Origin of the sequence: Halobacillus rhizosphaerae (assembly GCF_046719735.1) — a bacterium.
Taxonomy (GTDB): Bacteria; Bacillota; Bacilli; order Bacillales; family Halobacillaceae; genus Halobacillus_B; species Halobacillus_B rhizosphaerae.
This window is the reverse complement of record NZ_JAUTWQ010000011.1, coordinates 34767-52278: the sequence shown is the minus strand read 5'-3', so window position 1 is coordinate 52278 and position 17512 is coordinate 34767. Positions and strand designations below refer to the sequence as shown.

Below are 17512 nucleotides of genomic sequence, written 5' to 3'. Positions count from 1 at the left end.
TTAAACTTCAATGTTATTAATAATTGCTCCCCATTCATTTAAAAAACTGAACCGACAGTTGATTTCGAGATAACTAGGATTTGAACAGCTACTCTTATTTAGGAAAAAAGATGCCTCGGGTTCATTCGAAAGTTAGTATATCGATAGCGTGACACTGTCATTTAGAAGAACGGTGTATTTATTTCTTTTTTATAGAGATTTTATACGAACATCAGCTATTGATATTTCCGTTCTCCCTTAAACATAAAGAGGTCGGGGGAATGGCGAGACTCCTATGGGAGGATAGGACAGGTGAGATCCCACAAGGCAATTTGCCCAAGGAAGCTCACCGGCCGCCCATGGAAAGTGTACAAATGCGCAATCGTCCGGGTAGACACGACTCGCATAAGCAGGAACATCAAAAGGGATGCGCTTTTTCATTCCGTTGATGTTCCTGCTTATGACGCGAGTGTCTGGGCGATGGAGCTGGCCGAGTTATTCCCCCGACCTCTAACTCTCTATAACGTAACGGAAATCTTCAAAATGGTTCTAAACTGAGTCTTCAAGAATAGAGAAATAACGGATATCCAAAATGATATTCACACAAGAAAATCACCACTCTAAGGATAACCTTTTCCTACTAAAACCCAGGAAGGTTATCCAGGTTGTTGGAAACATCCCCATCAGGATCACTGCGCAAATGTTCATCCCCATCTCTGCCTTTAAACAAATTCACATGTTCAATCTGCCCTTCCCTTGCCATTTGCTGAGCTTCCTTATAACCCACCACTTTACCTGAAGAAAGCTTCATTTCCACAATACTTCCCTCACTATTTTTACGAACTGCTATTATTTGTTCTGCCATACGATCGCCTCCTTGACCTTAGTATGGAAGTCAAAATTAATATTATTCAGCCGATAATGTAAATACACCCTCTCTTTTACTGCTCATAACGACCCAGATGCCATCAAAAAATAAATCTTTTTAACCCTTATTTATGTAAAATTTGAATAAAAAAGCAGGAAATCTAGTAAAAAAGTCGAATTTTATCAAATAACATACAACTTGGAGGTTTTCCGATGTCTGATGAACAATCCAGATATTCGCGTCTCGCACAAATTACTAAACTCATCAACACGAAACTAGACCTATATGAGGTATTGGAGCATGTCGTAACTGCTATATCTGAAGAAATTGTACAGTGTGACTCCGTGGGCATCTATTTACCTCAAGAAGACGGGACATATCAGGGCTTCGTTGGAAAACCAGCACTAATTAATGGAATGAGTCTTGATAAGCAAATTGTTGATCCTGCACAAGACTTACTTGCTAAAGAAGTGATCGAAACCAGAGAAGCTATTTACATCCCAGATACTAAGAAAGATGACCGGCCGGATCAGAGAGTTATTCAAGCGTTTAAAATCAATTCTTTACTTGTCCTCCCTATCTCACAGGAGCAGGAACTTTATGGGCTGGTCTTTTTGTTTGACTACGGTATCCCCATGAACTTAACCAATTCCGAAATTGAAACAGTGAAAGCTTATGTGAACATGGCGGCTGTAGCCCTTAGAAACGCTAATAACTTGACGAGAAAAGAAGATTTAATTGCAGATAAACAGCTGCTGCTGAACGTCACTCGAGAATTATCTCTTTGTTCTAACCTGCAGGAAGCATTAGAATGCTGTTTTGATTATCTTGGAAAAGTGTTAAAGAACCCCAACATCGGAGCCCATTTTCTAGATCCTGTGGCAGAACGCCAAATTCATGCTGCCAGCTTAAGTAAGGATAGTGATTGGACAGAGGAGGAATGGAAGAAAACCCACAGCCTCCTGAAACTGGACCATTCCCAGGACCTCGTCTTTCGTGAAGTTATAGAAACCCGGCAGTCGATTCTAATTCCAGATTCTTTTGCAGACCCACGTCCGAGCCATAAAGCCTGTAGAAAGTTTGGTATTAAAGGGATATATATGATTCCGCTGATCGCTATGGGAGAGGTCTTGGGGACAGTGGCCATTGTGAACCTTAAGGAGAAAGGCTACATTTATCCCCCATCCGCTATGCAGCTTGCAGAATCGATCGTGGACGCTACAGCACCGGTTCTTTCCAACCTCCTCTACATTGAGAAACAGGAGTTAATTATTAATGATCGCACTTCACAATTAACTAAGAAAAATGAAGAGCTAGAACAGGTTGTTAAAGAAATAAAACAACTCAGCCATGAGAAAGAACTCATTCTAAACTCTGCTGGAGAGGGAATATTCGGGTTAGATTTAGAGGGAAACATCACCTTCTGCAACCCTTCCGCTACTTCAATTCTCGGCTATAAAAACCAAGAAGAATTAATTGGCCAGTCCTATCAGTATATCTTTGACTGGAGGTTTTCAGAGAAACAGGATTACTCTAAATCCTTCCCGGCAAATTTCAAAACACAGCGGAACAGTGATCATTCTGATGAATTTTTCTTTAAAAAAGATCGATCCAGCTTCCCTGTTGAATATGTGATCACCCCACAGAAACAAAACAGCGGGGTCGTCGGCTATGTGGTCACATTTAAAGACATAACTTCCCGTAAACAGATGGAAGAGAAAATTAAATACCACGCCTACTATGACAGTGTCACGAATATCCCTAACCGGGTACTGTTTCATGACCGGTTAAGCCAGGCATTAACGTACGCAGAAATCCATGATAGTCCTTTAAGCGTACTCTTCCTGGATTTAGATCGCTTCAAGAAAATTAATGACACATTCGGCCATGGGTTTGGAGATATTGTCTTGAAAAAGGTAGCACACCGCTTAACTGCTGCCATTCCTAAAGAAGCAACGGTTTCCAGACAAGGCGGAGATGAATTCATTATCCTACTGCCCAGCGTGAAGGACCGCCAGGAAGCTATTGGCTGTGCAGAGGAGGTGCTGCACTCCTTTTCCTCGCCCTTTCTCATTGAGGAACAGGAAATTGCCATCAAAACGAGTATCGGCATCAGTATTTTCCCTGAACACGGCGTGACTGCTGACTTACTTATTAAAAATGCTGACGTGGCTATGTATAAAGCCAAGGAACAAACCGGTAATAAATATCAAGTGTATAGCCCAGAAATTGAAGACCGTTCCCTGGAAAGTATTCAATTGGAAAACGATCTTTATAAAGCGTTGGATCAGAATGAATTCGTACTCTATTTCCAGCCTAAAGTTGATACTGCTTCGAACACAGTTACAGGTGCGGAGGCCCTGGTTCGCTGGAAACACCCTAAGCTCGGGCTGCTTGCGCCAAAGGATTTCATTCCTCTCGCAGAAGAAACAGGACTGATCCTCTCCATAGGAGAATGGGTGCTGCAGCAAGCCTGTCAGCAAACGAAGACTTGGCATGATCAGGGCTATTCTTCACTTGGTGTATCCGTCAATTTATCTCCTCAGCAATTTAACCAGGATCAGCTCATTTGCCGCATTAAAGGAATTCTGGAAGAAACCGGGCTCCCTTCCCACTCTTTAGAACTGGAGCTTACGGAGAACTTGATTATTCATAATACCGAAAAGACCTTAACCACGATTCATCAGCTGAAGAAGCTCGGGATCAAAATATCCATTGATGATTTCGGCACGGGCTACTCTTCACTTGGATACCTAAAGGATTTCCCAGTGGATACTTTAAAAATTGATAAATCATTTATTGACGACATCACGACGAATCCCAACAACGCGGCAATTACAAATACCATCATTACCTTAGCAAAAAGTTTACAGCTGCAAGTTATTGCAGAAGGTGTAGAAACCAAAGATCAGCTCGATTTCCTTATTGAACATGGCTGCACACTCATCCAGGGTTACTATTTCAGCCAGCCTTTAGAAGAAGCCCACTTTTTAAAGCAGCCCTTAAGAGTCATAAACAACAATTAATAAAGGAGCAAATGAATTATGAAATCAGTACGTGCTGTATTAGATTACTTACAATCCGGAGGAGTTTCCCATATCTTTGGGATTCCTGCCGGTTCGGTGAATGCCTTTTTTGATGAGCTTTATGATCTCCCTGCTATTACTCCGGTTGTTACGAAGCATGAAGGAGCGGCCTCCTATATGGCTGCCTCATACGCGAAATATTCTCAATCATTAAGTGTATGTATTGCCAGCAGCGGGCCCGGGGGAACCAATTTAATTACCGGTGCCGCTAATGCCATGCGCGAACACCTGCCAATCCTCTTCTTAACCGGTTCCGTGCCTGTAGATACGGTGGGATTAAATGCTTCGCAGGAATTAGATGCTTCTCCACTCTTTGCTCCCGTCACAAAATACAGCAAAAGGGTAGATTCAGCAGAAGAGCTATTAACGGAAATTGATAGAGCCGTTACAATCGCTCTATCCGGTGTACCGGGGCCAGTTCATATCGCTATGCCAATCGATGTTCAGCTGACGAATATTGAACCACCACAGCTGCCTGATTTCCCTGCCCGCACTCCGCTGCTCCCCGATGACCAGCTCATTGAGCAGACGGTGAATAAACTATCAACGATTTCTAAAGGTTACATATTTGCCGGGCAAGGCATTCGAGGATGTACAGAAGATGTGATCGAGCTTGCAGAACTGCTGGACTGGCCGATTGTCTGTACTCCCCAGGCCAAAGGTTTAATGAGAGAAGATCATCCTTTATTTAAAGGCGTATTTGGATTTGCCGGGCATGAATCAGCCTCTGAGCTTGTAAACGAAGCAGATACACAAGCCGTTCTGATTGTGGGATCAAGCCTCGGAGAAACAGCAACCAACAATTACAATACAAACATAAACAAAGATAAGTTCACGGTGCAGATTGATTTAGATCCGACAGTATTTAACCGCAAATATCCGGTAGATCTAGCTATTCATGGAGATGCAGGCGTCAGTGTGAGCGGGTTAACTGCAGGATTAAAACAGGCAGGATTAAAACCGCACCAATATTCAAAAACTGCCCCTGCCACTCTTAGCCCATCTGCTGAATTTAACACGCAAAATGTATTGCGTTCACTGCAGGACATGCTTCCGAAATCGACCCGGTATACAATCGATATCGGCGAGTTTATGTCCTATGTCATTCACCATATGAATGTACTATGGGAGGACAGCTTTGATATTAATGTTCATTTCGGGGCAATGGGAAGCGGTATTGGCAGTGCCATCGGAGCTAAACTAGCTGAGCCTGAGCGTCCGACAGTGAGTATCACGGGAGATGGCTGTTTCTTTATGCATGGAATGGAGCTTCTGACAGCTAAGGAGTATCAGATTCCCGTCCTCTTTATCGTTATGAATAATGCCAGACTTGGAATGGTTCACCATGGCCACGCCCTTCAATATAAACGAGTACATGAACGGTTTGGTCAAGAAGCTGTGGACGTAGCTGCAATGGCACAAGCGTTGGGAATCCCGAATAAGCGTGTAGAGCAATTAGATGAACTGAAGCAGGAAACTTTGGAAGAGCTTCTTCAAACCGATGGTCCAGCGATCCTAGAGATCGCGCTGGTTGATGATAATGTACCACCCATGGGGGACCGTGTGAAATTCCTTTCTTCCTTTGGTAAATAACAAAGCTCCCGTTAAGCTCTGCTTAGCATCTAACATGGGAGCGAGCAATCCTTTACTTAACGCTAAACACAACGACCCCGAACCAATCTACCTGGTTCGGGGTCGTTGTGTTGTAACAATTTGATTCACACTCACTTAAGCAGACTGTTCTCCTGCTACATCTAATACTTTTGTTTTTAAATTATTTCTCGCTCGGAACAATCGCGACTTTACTGCTGAATTGGTAAGCTTAAGTGCAGAAGCAATTTCTTTTTCCTGAAGCTCGCCATAATATTTCAGTTGAAATACTTTTCTTAGTTTAGTTGGTAAAGTATTGATCTTCTCCTTAATCCCCTGACGAATATCATTTTCTTCGATCTCTTTTTCTACCGCAGACTCAGAAAAATCAAGTTGATGCTCCGGTAAACAGGTCTCCTCAAGGGACAGTACAGGCGTACGTTTTTCTTTGCGTAATAAATCAATCGCTGTACGTTTCGCAATCGTCGTCAGCCACGCCCCCACTTTGGCTTCATCCTCTATTAAATGTAGTTTGTGGTAAGCTTTCAGGAAAGATTCCTGCAGAACATCTTCAGCAAGTCCCTGATCCTTAGTCAAACTGAAAGCTGCCCGAAACACTCTTTGATAATACGTTTCATAAATGTAATTAAAATCCTGCTTCACTGTGCCTGCCCCTTTTTAGGATTTAGTTAAAGTATTTTTTTACAAAATCAGGTACTTCATCACTTTCCAGACCGTAAACTTCCGAATTCGCAGATGGTGAATCGCTATATTGAATTTGAACTAAATAAGGATAAGAGGAATGATAAACTAGCTGCTTCGTAAGCGGTAAAAGCTGGCGGATTTGAGCTTTATCGATTACTTTTTTGCCAGCTTCACTTTCCCACTGCCCACTTTCAAAAATTCTTGATCGCTCTTCCCATTTCATTGAATCCCGAACTTTTATAATTTTTATAGAGGAAATTTCATCCGGTGTAGTAAAGGCATCGTCGTATTTACCATGCTCCTTCAGCCAGTTGACTGTATGCTCAAAGGTTGGAGGTATTGTAGCTGATCCTACTACCTTTCCGTTCTTCTTCCCAAGTACGTGAGAGGAATTGGCAGGTGGCGATTGCATGCTGCTGTAAGACTCGTCTATCAATTCCTTCTTAAACCGGGTGAGATACTCTTCTATTTGTTCGGGGTCCTTAATATGGATCCCAGTATTTCGTGGTCCTACTGGGTATATGGTAATCTCATCCAGGTTGCTTGTCGTCATTTGCAGAAATGGTTCGGTAAATTGTTTATAGTCCAGGGACTCATAGATCGGTTTTAAATAAGGATCCAATGAGTGATCGTACTTGTATTCATAGCTTCGAATCACCTTACTCCCATTGTCTAATTCATAAGCTATGAAGAGAGTTCGATCCCCTTCTCCTTTTGGTACAGCATTGTTAATTAGGTGTTTTTGAAGTTTTCGAACATCCTCGATGGTTTTGGAGTCTGTTAAGTATTTCTCTTCATCGTCTTTCTTATATCGATAGGAACTTCCATCAAGGAAAACTTGCTCAATGTTTTTCTGCTGAGGAATTTTTGTTTCATAGCCAAGCGGATCCCAGTTGACGATAAGGATAATAAGTACCCCTGCCGCTAGAAAATACGCATATCCTTTGAAATGCTGCAGTCCGAAGATTCTCCACGATTTATGGAGCAGCATTTCTGCCAGCAAATAGCCAATTAACGATCCCACAATATAGCCAAAAGTCAGCCAGCCGTAGCTGGATTGAGAACTCCAGAAAAAGGATCCTGCTAACAACGCGAAGCACGCAGCGACTCCATATTTAAAGAAAGGCTTGAGCTTAGGATAAGCAAGTGCCTGAGAGGCCGTCTCAATCGGCCGCTTCTGGTAGAAATATAGCGAAAGAAAGAATAACGCTACAGAAATCAAGCCATATAACAAAATATCAATTCCAGTGATGTCACCATGTTCAGCATATAACAGCCGGGTAATGGGTGATAAATGAGAAATTTGATAGTTAAAGATAAATTCTGAAGTAAAACCTTTTAAATAAATTTGCAAATTATCAGCAGTGAGAAAAATTAAACCTGTAGGCAAGAACAAAAAGATATACGTTAAGCCCCCTTGGACTAACGAGAGACCCGTTAGCGTGCCTACAAAAATGCCAGCAATATAAAGTAACGTGGTATAAAGAAAGATAACTCCCATCCAATGCCATACATCACTAGTTGAATAATAGATCGAAACATCCACACCAGCCTGCATCAATAATAAAACTATCCCTGTAATAATGACCGGAATCATCAGTAAAACAAAACCTGTAACTACATGGAGAACAAACAGCTGGACTCTTTTCACAGGAAGACTGTGAATGAAATCTGAAGAATTCTTCACCTGTACATAACGCAGAAGAAAGATGGCCATTAATATCGGTACCGACAACAGCAAAAAGTATTGCATTCCATAACTCGTGGTAAAAAGACCTTTCTGTGCCGTTTGAAAAAATGGGTCGTCGTTTTTACTAACCTCCATCAATATTTGGAGCGGGAGAATGAACAGCAGACCGGCCAGATAGACTAAGCTGATCCACCCCGTAATACGAAGATCCTGTTTGATGATTTCTTTTTTAAACAATGATGTTTTCAATGGCATAGCCGGCACCTCCCATTTCGTAAATAAAGATCTCTTCAAGCGTCAATGGAAGCCGGTCATAAAGGAGAGGACCTTGTGAGTTGATTTCTTCCTCTACGATCTTTTCGTCACCTCGGATAATATAGAGCCTTACACTTCCTCGCTTCTCCTGATAAACTACATCCAATTGGCTGGCATCCAAATCCTTCCCACCACGGAAAGCGACCTGCACTTTATGGATATCAGACTTTAAGTCATCGAGTTCTTTTTCTATTAAAATCGAACCTTTATGAAGAATACCAATATGATCACAGATATCTTCTACTTCTCTTAAATTATGAGAAGAGATCATCACCGTCATGGAACGATCGGCCACATCCTGAATGATTAAATTCTTCACTTTCCGTCGAACGACAGCATCCAACCCATCAAATGGCTCATCAAGAATTAATAAATCCGGCATAGCGGATAAGGCCAGCCAAAAGGAAACCTGGCGCTGCATCCCTTTTGAAAAGTTGCTGATTTTTTTATTTTCATCCAGTTGAAATAAATCCTTTAACCGATGATAACGTTCTTGACTCCAGTTTGGATAGAGATCCTCATAGTAGCCTGCCATTTGTTTAGTAGTGTAATGGGCAAAGAAAAAAGGGGCATCAGGGAGAAAGATTTGACGGCTCTTTACTTCGATATTCTCAAACACCGGCTGATCTTCAATTTGTACTTCCCCCGAGTTCTGTTTAATGATACCTGCAAGCATTCTTAGTAAGGTGGTCTTCCCTGCTCCGTTTGATCCTAACAGACCGTAGATCGACCCTCTCTTAACTGTGAAACTCACATCGTTCAACACCTGAGTACGATCAAAAGTTTTATGTAAATGTTTGATATTAATCATCGTCTTTTCCCCCTTTAACTTCGTTTATTAAGGCTTCCATTTCAGAAACCGGCATCCCCAGGTAGTCTGCCTCTGCCAAAAGACGCTTCAGCTCTGCCCGAACCTTTTCAAGCTTTTTCGTATTTTCTGTTTGATCTAATGAATTCACAAAGCTGCCTTTACCTTTAAGTGAGTAAATAAACTCTTGAGATTCTAATTCCCGGTAGGCTTTCTGTATCGTATTAGGATTAATGGTCATTTGCTGTGCAAGTTCTCTGACGGAGGGGAGCTTCTCATCTGCTTCCATGACTCCTTCTATAATGAGCCGCTTAAATTTTTCAACTAATTGTTCGTATATAGGTTTACGACTCCTAACATCCAGCTCAAACATCCATTCACCTCCCAGGTTTATTTACACTGTATTAACTGTATTAATATTTGTAGTACAGTAGTAGTATAGCGAATTATATTTGAATTGAAAAGGATAAATTTCAATTTAATCAACTTTTCCGAGGGCATGCGCTGATCATCCTCAGACTTTTCACTGCTCCCCCATTGTTGAAAAGTGTCTACGCAAGCGATGCAGCTGAACGCGTTATATCCAACCTCTGACCCCTATAAAAGCAATGGAAACACCCGCTTCTCCCTTAGACTTCACGAGTATTTTTTTCTCCTTAGCCCAGACTATAGATAAGAGACAGGAGGAAAAAAAATAGATGAAAAACCATCATATAATCGAACAGACGGTAAAGCACAAACAAAAGAAACAAATGGCCAAAGGAAAAAGCGGTGCCCTCGTCTGGTGGCAGCTTTCTTTAATTGGAATTGGCTCCATTATTGGGGCAGGTTTCTTTCTAGGAACAGGATTGTCCATCCATCTAGCAGGCCCCGCTATTTTAATCAATTATTTCATCGCTGGTGTGACTGTCTTCTTTGTATTTGCCGCGTTAGCTGAAATGACCGTCAATGATCCTGTTAAGGGGTCATTTAGAATTTATGCCAAGAAAGCATACGGGCACTCGGCAGGATTTGTATCGGGGTGGATGTACTGGCTTTCTGGAGTATTAATCATGTCCAGCGAAATCATTGCCCTTTCCACTTTCACGCAGTATTGGTTTCCAGCTATTCCTTTATGGATTTTTTCAATTATTTATACAGCCATTGGATTTGGTATCAATCTACTTGGGGTGAAGAACTTCGGAAAGATAGAATCGATCTTTGCTGTGGTGAAGCTGACAACCCTGCTCGCTTTTATTTTGTTTGGCTTACTCCTTTTGTTCCACATCATTACGCCAGCAGATATAACGGCAAGCGGCAGCCATTTGTTCCAAGAATTTATGCCTAATGGATTAAAAGGATTGTGGTCAGCCCTTATTTTCGTTTTCTTCTCATTCGGTGGCATTGCCGTGATAGGCGTGGCTTCTACTGAGTTGAAAAGTAAAAAAGATGTACCTAAAGCAGGAATCGGGATGCTTGTGACACTCGTTTCCGTCTATATTTTATCGCTTTCCTTTGTATTGTGGATGGTTCCGTGGAATAAAATTAATGAATCGGAGAGTCCATTTGTTACCGCTTTATCTTCCTTTCAAATTCCATATTTAGATTCGATTTTTAATATTATTATTATTAGTGCAGCGTTCTCTACTATGGTAGGAGCACTATATTCCATTACAAATGTGCTCGTTTCGCTTGCCCGGGATGAAGACGCTCCTTCTTCCATGGCGAAAAAAAACAACCGTGGTATCGCGTTGAGATCTCTCGGTTTGACTGCCATAGCTCTTGTAGTATCAATTTCACTTTCCTTTTTTCTTCCAGATACCGTATATGAATACATTACAACCTCTGCTGGGGTACTCTTGATCATGAATTGGGCGATTATTCTTTCCTCCCAGCTTAAACTTCGTCCTCATTATAATGAAGAATCCGCTGGCAGATTTAAAATGCCAGGTTACCCCTTCACCTCCTATGCCGGACTGTTAATGATTGCTCTAACGATAATAGGCGCCCTGCTCAGCGGCGGCCAGCGCATCGGAGTTTTTATTAGTCTCGGTCTAATTCTAATAATTATCGGTGTATATAAACTGGTTCAGCATCGTCTTCATCCCAGGGAATAATTTTCATATTCCCCCGTCCCAAGGCCCTGAATTTTCATTCATCAAACGTACGAGCATTGAATACCTTTGAAGAAGAATGAATGTTGGGGAGGAGTATACGTGAAAGGCTATGTTGAAACCGCAGAATTTGAGCATCTATTCTGGCTGCAGATCTTAGGTGACCATGCTCGTTTTATCCATGATGCTCTTGTGGTAAGCGAAAAAGAAGAACTTAGACGTGCCACTGAATTTAAAGACACGTGGGATGATTTGTTAAACCATGTAAGAAACAAGGAAGTAAAGGACTATCAAATATTCACGAATGAAATCGGCGACACGGCAAGAAGTTTTCATAAATACACGCTGGCTTTGCTAGATAAAAGCCTGATTGGAGATATTAGAATTCATATTGGCCCCACCTTTATGAACCACATGATTAATGAATTAGAGGAATATTTACTCGTGATCAGCTATTTAGGTATTGGAGAAATCCCTCCTATTTTCCACGAGCTTCACCACCACATGCTGTGGCTGTTAGACGCTTCCTTCCATTCCTCCGCCATCAATGATGAAATCGACGGTGTGGAAAAACGACTGAAAGCCAAAAGCGCTGAATTTGAACATGAATTTAATCAATTCTACTTAAAAGCTGTGGAAATGCACGGATATTTGCGAACTCACCGGCAGTCCTTTCCTGCGCTCAGACGATTTAATAAAGAAGTAGAAATAGAAATGAAAATTTTTAAAACCTTCCTCAGAGAATTAGAAGAAATGGAGATTACTGCGGAGCTCTTAGGGACTTTTAATGTTCTTATGGCTGACCATATGGCAAGAGAAGAATGCTATTATTTATATAAACTAGCTGAATCCACAAAAGGTGACTATCCGGCATGCGACCCTACCAGTCCACGGGTTGAAAAATAATTAACGGTCCATGGTAAAGCGGAAAATTAGAATAGGTGAACTTCCATTTCAAACACAAGAAAGAAAAACCCGAACCAATTTAAAAATCAAAGGTTCGGGTTTTTCTGGTTCATAAATTTCCTTTTTTTCTTCCCTTTATTCAGGAAAATCCGGATTAGGCAGTTTATAAAACTCTCGAATATAGCTGTAGTCCCCAGCCATCCTTCCCACAGGTGCAAGTTTATATGGATCTACCTTGTCCGTCTGCTGGTAGAGGTCATCTTGAATATGGTAGCCGGTGACTTTTCCAAGGACGAGGTTATTCGATCCCAATTCAATGATACGGTCAAGCTCGCACTCCATACTAATTGGTGCTTCAGCTACTCTTGGAACACGGACGGACCGGCTGGAGGACGATCGGGTGCCGGCAAGGGAAAATTCATCTTCATCCGGTCGATATGCCTTGCTGGATTCATACATTTGATTGGCCAGAGACTCTGAAACAATATTAACTACGAACTGATCCATTGCTTTTATATTCGTTAACGTATCTTTCTCCATCTCGTTGCTTCCAATTGAAAAACACAAGGTAACAGGGTCCATCGAGGCAACGGTGAAGAAACTGAACGGAGCCAGGTTCCGGACTCCATCTATGCTGAGGGTGGAGACCCAGGCGATGGGTCTTGGCACAACCGCTCCTTTAATCAACTTGCTCATATCATGATTTGTAAAGTCATCTCGCTCAATAAACATCTCAATCCCTCCTCCTAGGATGTAAAGCCATTTTATCTCAGTTGGAAGTTCTTCTCACTTAAATTGCCTGAACATTTGTTTAATAGAAACAAAAAAGGGAATATAAGGATAAATACAATTAGAGAGGAGCACATCCCGTGGAACTATGGAGTATGATCCAAGCTGGTATTGCAGACACCTCAAACTTTTTATGGAAGTATGTTCTATCTATTATTTTAATTGCAGGCGGAATCTTTCTTACTTTCCGAATCAAGTTCTTTCAATTTCGTTTCTTCGGTCATGTTCTTCACCAAACCATTGGTCAGATATTCAAAAAAAATCAACAAAAAGGGACAATCAGCCCTTTTCAAGCCTTTACCTCTGCTTTAGCTTCCACAGCCGGAGCCACAAATATTGTAGGTGTACCGGTTGCCATCGCCCTCGGCGGACCCGGAGCCCTATTTTGGATGTGGACCGTAGCCGTTATTGGAATGTCAACGAAATACGCAGAAATTCTTCTTGGCATGAAATACAGGGAAACAAACAAAAAAGGAGTTTGGGTGGGCGGGCCCCAATATTACATAAAAAAAGCCCTCGGCTGGAAGTGGGTATCTACTGCCTTTGCATTTTTCCTCATGCTTGAACTAATTCCTAGTGTAATGGTGCAATCCAATTCCATCGCTACTCAAACTGAAGGCGCCTTTGGATGGTCGGTCATTATTACAGGAGCTGTGATGTGCGTGGCCATTGCCCTTGTAGTCTTTGGAGGAATTAAACGAATCGCCAGCGTCACAGACAAAATGGTTCCCGGAATGGTACTTATTTATGTAGGAGTTGCCTTGTATGTCATCTTCGCAAATGTCGGACAACTGCCTCATGTGTTTGCTCTCATCTTTACTCACGCCTTTACTCCTACTTCAGCAGCGGGAGGATTTGCCGGTGCTGGTATAGCTCAAGGTATTCGCTGGGGGGTAGCACGCGGACTTTATTCTAATGAAGCCGGACTTGGAACGGCGCCTATTGCCCACTCGGCAGCGAGAACAGACCATCCCTCTAAGCAGGGACTCTGGGGCATCTTCAGCGTTTTTATTGATACAATTGTCATCTGTACCATTTCAGGGTTAGCTGTGCTGGTCACTGATGCATGGAGACAGGTAGGAGTCAGCGATGCTTCAAATATGATTAACGTTGCATTTGCCAGTGAATTTGGTGATGCGTTCGGCGGCACCTTCATCAGTATATTTCTTCTCTTTTTCGTTATTACCACGATTGGAGTTCTGGTCTTTTACGGGGAGAAACAAGCCGAGTATCTCTATAATTTGAATGCTGCAAAAGCGATGAGAATTGTATATATCCTCTCGGTCTTTGTCGGAGCGATCGGCGGACTGCAATTTGTCTGGCAATTCCTTGATTTACTGCTCGCTTTTGTACTTCTCTCTAACATTATCCCACTCTTATTCCTGCATAACGAAATTGCAGATTTAACGGATGATTACGTCAATCGGGTCTACAAGAAACGAACGAAAGAAAAGAAAGTCGAACTCTTCCGGGAAGAAGACGCCAGTTAAATATAATTTTCAAATTTACGATGCAGCTTACAAATAGACTACAAAGCGATCTACGATTTCAAACGCAAAGAAGCCCAGAGTGCACATTCAACTCTGGGCTTTATTTAGTTGATCAAGCACGTACAAAATTGCTCCCCTCTATTATATCGTGTACAATTAAATCGTACACAACTTAAATAAGGGGGCACTATGAATGAATACAGTTTACGATTTTGCAGTGAAAAAGCCTAATGGGGAAAAACAAGCGTTGAATGATTATAGAGGAAAGACTTTGCTGATTGTAAATACTGCCAGCAAATGCGGGTTCACTCCGCAGTTTGAAGGTCTGCAGGAACTTTATAACAATCATAAAGAGGAAGGGTTAGAAATTCTAGGTTTCCCATGTGATCAATTTAATAATCAAGAGTTTGATGACATTAATGAGACCACCGAATTCTGCCAATTGAACTATGGCGTCACCTTTCCTATGTTTGCGAAAATTAATGTAAATGGGGACCAGGAAGATCCATTATTTACTTTCTTAAAAGACCAGAAAAAAGGAGTTCTATCGAAAAAAATTAAATGGAACTTCACAAAATTTCTAGTTAATAAAGATGGACAAGTAATTAATCGCTACGCCCCCACCACTAAACCTAGTGATATTGAAAAAGATATTAAAGAATACTTACAGTAAAAAAGGATGAATCCATTGAAAGACTTTTTAACCCTGGAGAACCAACTTTGCTTTACCATCTATGAAACAGGAAGCCAATTTAATAAGCTCTATACGAAAGCTCTTCAGCCCTTTGGCGTCACATATCCCCAATACCTCGTTCTGCTTGTGCTCTGGGAGAAAAATGGACGGACCGTGAAAGAATTGGGTGAAAAATTAAGTCTAGGTTCAGGGACGTTAACACCGATGATTAAAAGAATGGAAACAAAGGGATGGCTCACGAAGGAAAGGTCAAAAAAAGACGAACGTCAGGTTTGTCTTTTCCTGCGACCAAAAGCCTTCGAGGAGAAAGCAAACATCACGGAACAAATCACACGTGAAATAGCAAGCTGCAACATTGAGCTTGAAGAATACGAACAGTTAATGAAGCAGTTGAAAATTCTGCAGCATAAGTTAATACAACGACAGACAGTGACTTGAATCAACAAGTGCCCGGGCTTATATGGTCCGGGTTTTTTACGCTTCCATTTTACTTTTCATTTCTAAAAAAACCGAATGACCCCCGTTTGATTTCACCTCCTCCCACATCTTTAATGTTTCTTCAAAAAAGATCCTCCAACCTTGCATTAGAAAGAAAAAAACGGGGATACGAATAGATAAGCTGGTTCAGTAAATTCTAAGAGGATGAGGAGGGAAGTATATGAAGATAGCCATTATGGGTGCAGGCTTAGCCGGACTTTCCTGTGCTCTTATGTTAGAGAAACATGGATATAAGGCTGATCTATTTGAACGAAGAGGGATGGTTGGAGATCGGATGATCTTCGGGGAAGCGATTTTTTCCTTATTCCATACTCCTATCCCAGATTATGTAAGGTTCCTCTCAGAAAAGTATAATTTTGACGTTAAGCCCACCAGTAATATTAATAAACTGTATATCCATTCCCCTAATGAAACAGCATCCCTGGAGGGAAACCTAGGCTTTATTAATATGCGCGGCAAGCATCCTGAATCCTACGACAAACAACTGGCGGAGCAATTATCAGCACCTATTCACTATCATCAAGATTGTAGTTATGAACAGCTTTCCAAGGAATACACTCATATTGTGCTGGCAACCGGAGATGCTCTCGACACAAAGAAGATCCAAACATATGAAGAGGCCTATACCGCATGTTTTAAAGGCGCAACTATAAACGGAAACTTTAAACGTAACGAGGTTCACGCCTGGTTTAACAATGACTTTGCTCCCAAAGGAATGGCATATATTCTCCCCCACTCAGAAACCGAAGCTAGTTTAATTTTAGTTTATCCTGAGTACCCAGAGAATAAGGAAAAAGATAAAGAAGAACTTTGGAAAACACTTCTGAAAACAGTGGACAGCACCCTGGATCAAAAATTTATTATATCGAGTGAATTCAGCATGGAAAACTTTATGATTGGAAAGTCAGGATACCCACGTATTGGAAATACATTCTTTACTGGGAATTGCTTTGGTTGCATTTCCCCTTTTCTTGGATTCGGAGAATTTGCTGCAATATTAACAGGTATCTATGCGGCGGAGGACTTGTGCGGGATGTCCAGTTATGAAAAAAGAACAAAAAAACTGTATCAAAAATATCATGATTCCCTGACCCTTCGCCGTTCGATTGAAAAATTAAGCAATGACCAATTGGACAAAGTAGTCAAGACAGTGAAAATGGAACTCGTAGGCAAGGCTTTAGTTAACCCTCATATTCACCCATTAAAGATATTAGCAAGAATTCTTCATCCTTTTCACCGGGAAACGTAGAAAAAAAGCAAACCCTTGTTGGGTTTGCTTCTCTATCTATTATTTCATAAAGACATGATTTCCAATAACGGTGGTTACTTGTCGGTTACTCAAATAGTCACTTGACGCTTTTTTAGGATTATAGAAAAATAGAGAATCATGATCATACCCTTGATAAGCAATAGCCTCTCGTACTGCCTGTTTAGATTGACTACTTGCCGGCTGGTGGATTGTGCCGTTTAATACCGGAGAAAACTGATAGTTGTCATAAATTACTCCATACAGGGAATCTGGGAACTGATCGCTTTGAACGCGATTTAATACCACTGTGGCTACAGCTACTTTCCCTGCATAGCTCTCCCCTTTAGCTTCGGCTTCGACTAAGCGTGCAAGTAAATTCTTTTCAGAAGCGGTTGGTGCAACGGGTAGTTTAAGCGTCTGTCCAGGATAGATCATATTTCCATTTTTATCATTCATTGCTTTTAATTGCTGAGCAGAGATACCATATTTCTGGGCTATATCATAAAAAGAATCACCCTGCTGGACCGTATAGGTTTGATTACTCTCCGCATGGGCCTGAATTCCGAAAGTTAAAGAACTAATGATAGCAAGGGATGCGATCACTAAACGTTTTAACATGTTATACCTCCTTGAAAAATTCATCCCTTACAAAGTATCATAGCCTTTTATTCATTTCATTATTAATTCTTTCCAATGTTTCCATAACCCAAATTTAGCAGTTAGGATTTCAATTAGAGTCAGTTTTTTCCTTG

At 41.4% G+C, this 17512-nt stretch carries 15 protein-coding genes; 8 read left to right on the top strand and 7 right to left on the bottom strand.

Annotation, left to right across the window (positions count from 1 at the left end):
• Positions 1-619 precede the first annotated feature (619 nt).
• Positions 620-844, bottom strand: a complete 225-nt coding sequence (locus Q7A53_RS13035; protein WP_411789605.1) for a DUF3892 domain-containing protein — start codon at positions 842-844, stop codon at positions 620-622.
• A gap of 215 nt (positions 845-1059) precedes the next feature.
• Here Q7A53_RS13035 and Q7A53_RS13030 point away from each other — a divergent pair, with 215 nt between their 5' ends.
• Both Q7A53_RS13030 and Q7A53_RS13025 read left to right on the top strand, forming a co-directional pair.
• On the top strand, positions 1060-3873 hold the full coding sequence (locus tag Q7A53_RS13030; RefSeq protein ID WP_411789604.1) for an EAL domain-containing protein: 2814 nt from the start codon (positions 1060-1062) through the stop codon (positions 3871-3873).
• 18 nt (positions 3874-3891) lie between these two features.
• Positions 3892-5526, top strand: a complete 1635-nt coding sequence (locus Q7A53_RS13025; protein WP_411789603.1) for a thiamine pyrophosphate-binding protein — start codon at positions 3892-3894, stop codon at positions 5524-5526.
• A 135-nt stretch (positions 5527-5661) separates the two neighbouring features.
• Here Q7A53_RS13025 and Q7A53_RS13020 read toward each other — a convergent pair whose 3' ends face one another.
• Genes Q7A53_RS13020 through Q7A53_RS13005 form a run of 4 tightly spaced genes read right to left on the bottom strand, consistent with a single transcriptional unit; the run spans position 5662 to position 9414 of the window.
• Positions 5662-6186: an RNA polymerase sigma factor gene (locus tag Q7A53_RS13020; RefSeq protein WP_411789602.1), complete on the bottom strand. Its 525-nt coding sequence runs from the start codon at positions 6184-6186 to the stop codon at positions 5662-5664.
• A gap of 22 nt (positions 6187-6208) precedes the next feature.
• Entirely contained in the window at positions 6209-8173 is a 1965-nt protein-coding gene (locus Q7A53_RS13015) for a hypothetical protein (protein ID WP_411789601.1), read from the bottom strand.
• Positions 8148-9044, bottom strand: a complete 897-nt coding sequence (locus Q7A53_RS13010) for an ABC transporter ATP-binding protein (RefSeq protein WP_411789600.1) — start codon at positions 9042-9044, stop codon at positions 8148-8150. Before Q7A53_RS13010 ends, Q7A53_RS13015 begins: the two co-directional genes overlap by 26 nt.
• On the bottom strand, positions 9037-9414 hold the full coding sequence (locus tag Q7A53_RS13005; RefSeq protein ID WP_411789599.1) for a GntR family transcriptional regulator: 378 nt from the start codon (positions 9412-9414) through the stop codon (positions 9037-9039). The genes Q7A53_RS13010 and Q7A53_RS13005 overlap by 8 nt, the downstream gene beginning before the upstream one ends.
• Before the next feature lie 325 nt (positions 9415-9739).
• Here Q7A53_RS13005 and Q7A53_RS13000 point away from each other — a divergent pair, with 325 nt between their 5' ends.
• Complete coding sequence (locus Q7A53_RS13000) at positions 9740-11137, top strand: amino acid permease (protein WP_411789598.1); 1398 nt, start codon at positions 9740-9742, stop codon at positions 11135-11137.
• A 99-nt stretch (positions 11138-11236) separates the two neighbouring features.
• On the top strand, positions 11237-12040 hold the full coding sequence (locus Q7A53_RS12995; protein WP_411789597.1) for a DUF2935 domain-containing protein: 804 nt from the start codon (positions 11237-11239) through the stop codon (positions 12038-12040).
• Between the two features lie 135 nt (positions 12041-12175).
• Here Q7A53_RS12995 and Q7A53_RS12990 read toward each other — a convergent pair whose 3' ends face one another.
• The gene (locus Q7A53_RS12990; protein WP_411789596.1) at positions 12176-12772 is read right to left on the bottom strand and encodes a flavin reductase family protein; all 597 of its coding nucleotides are present in this window, start codon (positions 12770-12772) and stop codon (positions 12176-12178) included.
• Positions 12773-12924: 152 nt separating this feature from the next.
• Here Q7A53_RS12990 and Q7A53_RS12985 point away from each other — a divergent pair, with 152 nt between their 5' ends.
• The 4 genes from Q7A53_RS12985 (at position 12925) to Q7A53_RS12970 (ending at position 16760) form a co-directional block, all read left to right on the top strand.
• Positions 12925-14319, top strand: a complete 1395-nt coding sequence (locus Q7A53_RS12985) for an alanine/glycine:cation symporter family protein (RefSeq protein ID WP_411789781.1) — start codon at positions 12925-12927, stop codon at positions 14317-14319.
• 193 nt (positions 14320-14512) lie between these two features.
• Positions 14513-14992: a glutathione peroxidase gene (locus tag Q7A53_RS12980; protein ID WP_411789595.1), complete on the top strand. Its 480-nt coding sequence runs from the start codon at positions 14513-14515 to the stop codon at positions 14990-14992.
• 15 nt (positions 14993-15007) lie between these two features.
• The gene (locus Q7A53_RS12975; RefSeq protein WP_411789594.1) at positions 15008-15451 is read left to right on the top strand and encodes a MarR family winged helix-turn-helix transcriptional regulator; all 444 of its coding nucleotides are present in this window, start codon (positions 15008-15010) and stop codon (positions 15449-15451) included.
• A 220-nt stretch (positions 15452-15671) separates the two neighbouring features.
• On the top strand, positions 15672-16760 hold the full coding sequence (locus tag Q7A53_RS12970) for an NAD(P)/FAD-dependent oxidoreductase (protein ID WP_411789593.1): 1089 nt from the start codon (positions 15672-15674) through the stop codon (positions 16758-16760).
• A 39-nt stretch (positions 16761-16799) separates the two neighbouring features.
• On the opposite strand, the gene Q7A53_RS12965 is transcribed toward Q7A53_RS12970, so the two are convergent.
• Positions 16800-17378 carry a cell wall hydrolase gene (locus tag Q7A53_RS12965; protein ID WP_411789592.1) on the bottom strand — a complete coding sequence of 193 codons (579 nt, stop codon included), beginning with the start codon at positions 17376-17378 and terminating at the stop codon, positions 16800-16802.
• Between the last annotated feature and the right edge of the window lie 134 nt (positions 17379-17512).